Below are 2,956 nucleotides of genomic sequence, written 5' to 3' on the forward strand. Positions count from 1 at the left end.
GTCGATACCAGCCCCGAGGCCATCGAAGCCATCCTCTCGCAATCGCGCACGCACAACACGGCCTGCGGCATCACCGGCATTCTTTGCTATGGCGCGGGTACCTTCCTGCAGGCCATCGAGGGCGGACGCATGGCCATCAGCGAGCTCTACGGTCACATCCAGCGCGATGCGCGCCACAAGGACGTGGTGCTGCTGCACTACGAGGAAATCTCCGAGCGCCGCTTCGGCGGCTGGACCATGGGGCAGGTCAACCTCTCCAAGCTCAATGCCTCGACGCTGCTCAAGTATTCGGAAAAGCCCGAACTCAATCCGTACGCAGTGTCGGGCAAGGTCTCGCTCGCGCTGCTCGAAGAATTGATGGCCACCGCCGCCATCGTCGGGCGCCATTAAGGTACGTGGCCCCCACGCTCGGCACTTCGTGTCCTCGCTGCCCCCCGAGGGGGCCGCTCGCGCCTTGGGGCGGCCCGGCGGCGCTCGATCCCGCGTAGTTTGAGGTGCCGCTTTCCGCCTTCGCGCTGATCCTGCTCGCCGGGATCGTCCATGCCAGCTGGAACATCGCCGCCAAGAAGGCGAACGGCGATGCGCGCTTCGCATTCCAGAGCGGCGTGTTCATGGCCATCGTGTGGGCACCCGTGGGCATTGCGCTGGGCTGGCGCGTGGTGCCGGGCTGGGGCTTGCGGGAGTGGGGCTTCGTCGCGCTGAGCGGCGTGCTGCACGTCTTCTACTACGTCATCCTGCTGCGCGGCTACCGCAAGTCCGATCTCACGGTGGTCTATCCGCTGGCGCGCGGCTCGGGCCCGCTCTTGTCGTCGCTGGTGGCCATCCTGTTCCTGGGCGAGCGCATCAGCCTGGTGGGTGTGGCGGGCATCGCGGGGGTGGTGCTCGGCGTGTTCCTGGTGGCGGGCGGCCCGGGCCTGTGGCGCAAGACGCATGACCCTGCCCAGCGCGCGCGGGTGCACAAGGGCATCCGCTACGGCGTGCTGACCGGCGCTTTCATTGCGGCCTACACGGTGGCCGACAGCTATGCCGTGAAGTTCCTGGCGATGTCGCCGATCCTGCTCGACTACTTCAGCAATTTCGTGCGCGTGGGCCTGCTGCTGCCCGCGGCGCTGCACGACCGCGCCACCACCGCGCGGATGTGGCGCGCGCAGTGGAAATACGCGCTGCTGGTGGCGGCGATCAGCCCGGTCTCCTACGTGCTGGTGCTCTATGCGGTGCAGCAGGCGCCCATTTCACATGTTGCGCCGGCACGCGAGGTCTCGATGCTGTTCGCGGCGCTGATCGGCGGCCATCTGTTGCGCGAGGGCGACCGCCTGCTGCGGCTGCTGGGGGCCGGCTTCATCGCCGCTGGCGTGGTGGCGCTCGCGCTGGGCTGAAGATGAGCGAGGCGCTGCTGTTCGGCTGCGATTTTTCCTGCGCACCCACGGCGCGCAAGCCGATCGTCGTGGCGAGCGGCTGCATCGGCGGCGATGCGGGCGAACTGGTGCTGGCCGGCCTGCGGCGCTTCACAGCGCTCGATGCCTGGGCCGCGTGGCTGCGCGGCGAACCCGCGTGGATCGGCGGCTTCGATTTTCCGTTCGGCCTTCCGCGCGAACTGGTGGAGCATCTGGGATGGCCCACGGAGTGGAACGCGCTCATGAGCCACTATGCGGGCCTCGGCCGCGCCGAGATCCGCGCCACCTTCGCGGCCTTCTGCGCCGCCCGTCCGGCCGGCGGCAAGTTCGCGCACCGGGCGACCGACGGGCCTGCGGGTTCGAGCACGTCGATGAAATGGGTCAATCCGCCCGTGGCTTTCATGCTCCATGCGGGCGTGCCGCCGCTGCTGGAGGCGGGCGCGAGCCTGCCGGGGCTGCACGCCGGCAGCAACGGCCGCCGCGTGGCGCTCGAGGCCTATCCGGGGCTGCTCGCGCGCGAGCTGATCGGCCGCCGCAGCTACAAGAGCGACGAATCCGCAAAGCAGACGCCCGAGCGGCTGGCCGCGCGCACCGACCTGCTCGCGGCGCTCGAAGCCGGCACCACGCGGCTCGGCCTGCGGCTGGCGCTCAGCGGTGCCCAGCGCGCCGAGCTGCTCGGCGACGCCCGTGGCGACCACATCGATGCGGTACTTTGCCTCGTGCAGGCCGCCTGGGGCGCGCAGCGCGCTTCCACGCCCGGTCCGGGCTACGGCTTGCCGGAGCAGTTCGATCCGCTCGAAGGCTGGATCGTCACGGCTTGACCCTTCCGTCCTACAGGGTTTCGCGCCGCCGGCCATCCCTGCCGGTTCGCTCCGAAAGCTAGAGTGAGCCGTGGCCCGTCCCTTCGGGCCACGCCTTTCCCTGCTCCCTGCGAGCGACTGGAGGATTCCCAATGAACAATATTCGCCGAACAACCATCGCCATGCCGTTTTCGCGCGCATGGCTCGCCGTGCTRCTGGCCGGCGCCGCGCTGACCCTCGCCGCCTGCGACAACGCGGGCAACCGCACCGCGGGCGAGAAGCTCGACAGCGCCATCGCAAAGACCGAGAAGGCGGCCGACACGGCCGCCGCCAAGACCGCGGAGGCCCTGAAGGAAGCGAAGGCGAAGATCGACGCCTCCGGCACCGCCGCCGAGGTGAAGGACGCCGCAAAGAACGCCGGCGCGGCCGTGAGTGCCACGGTGGACGATGCCGCGATCACCGCGTCGGTGTCCGCGGGCCTTGCCAAGGACCCGGACCTGAGCGCGATCAAGATCGACGTCGACACCAAGGGCGGCGTCGTGAGCCTGAAGGGCCCCGCACCCACGACCGCCGCCAAGGCACGCGCCGAGGAAATCGCCAAGGGCGTGCAGGGCGTGACCTCGGTGAACAACCAGCTCGAGGTCAGAAGCTGACCGTTTCCCTTGCCCAGCAAAAAGCCCGGTTCGTCCGGGCTTTTTAATGGGAGAGAGGGCTGTTGCGGCCTCAGGAATCGCGCTCAGTGGCCGAGCCAGTCCTTGAGCT

4 protein-coding genes are annotated in these 2,956 nt (G+C 69.1%); all 4 read left to right on the forward strand.

Features of this window, described 5'->3' with window-relative positions; genetic code table 11:
- Positions 1 to 390 (forward strand): BLUF domain-containing protein (locus tag AC1DOC_RS27280; RefSeq protein WP_478130881.1); only part of this gene is annotated, 390 nt, incomplete at its 5' end.
- A gap of 104 nt (positions 391 to 494) precedes the next feature.
- Entirely contained in the window at positions 495 to 1,376 is an 882-nt protein-coding gene (locus AC1DOC_RS27285) for a DMT family transporter (RefSeq protein ID WP_015866891.1), read from the forward strand.
- A gap of 2 nt (positions 1,377 to 1,378) precedes the next feature.
- Positions 1,379 to 2,215 (forward strand): DUF429 domain-containing protein, encoded by an 837-nt coding sequence (locus AC1DOC_RS27290; protein ID WP_478083747.1) that lies wholly within the window; start codon positions 1,379 to 1,381, stop codon positions 2,213 to 2,215.
- A gap of 131 nt (positions 2,216 to 2,346) precedes the next feature.
- Entirely contained in the window at positions 2,347 to 2,847 is a 501-nt protein-coding gene (locus tag AC1DOC_RS27295; protein ID WP_478081311.1) for a BON domain-containing protein, read from the forward strand.
- Positions 2,848 to 2,956: the final 109 nt, after the last annotated feature.

The organism is Variovorax sp. 01T439_2 (assembly GCF_056398445.1).